Origin of the sequence: Micromonospora sp. DT4 (assembly GCF_049841675.1) — a bacterium.
Classification (GTDB): Bacteria; Actinomycetota; Actinomycetes; order Mycobacteriales; family Micromonosporaceae; genus Micromonospora.
Map to the genome: position 1 here is coordinate 1 of NZ_JBNCKT010000387.1, position 483 is coordinate 483.

General features: G+C 71.4%; 1 pseudogene. It reads right to left on the reverse strand.

The annotated features are described in order from the left end of the window. Window positions 1-183: 183 nt before the first annotated feature. Window positions 184-483: pseudogene (locus tag ACLQ24_RS30235) on the reverse strand (AAA family ATPase); the annotation flags it as partial.

Sequence of the window (483 nt, forward strand, 5' to 3'; positions counted from 1 at the left end):
CCGGGGGCGACGAGGACGGTGAGGTCGGTACGGCCGGTCAGCAGCGGGACGTGCTGGGTCCACGCCGCGGACCAGGCATGCCAGTCGCTGGCGCCGGCTGGCGTCGGCGGTGCGCCCTGCTGTAGGTGGGTGCTGGGGTGTGACACGGATTGGCTCCTTCCAGGAAATCTGAGGTGAATGGAGTCAGCGCTTGCCGAGAGCGAGCGCGGTGATGGGCGTGCCGGTGTGCCGGGACAGGGCGGCGGTGACGTCGTCTCGGGCGTCCTCGGGGGCGATGCCGGCCAGGTTGGCAAGGGCAGCGGTCATGCCCAGGTGGCCGCGGACCTTCACGAAGCCGAGCAGTTCGCGCAGCTGCGGCGCCCACACGGTCTTGCCGGCGGCGAGGTCGGCGTTGAGGTCGATCGCCGCGGCCACGACCGGTTTGGGGACGCCGAGTTGGCGGGCGAGGTCCCAGTCGGTGGTGACGTGCAGGTGGACGGTGAA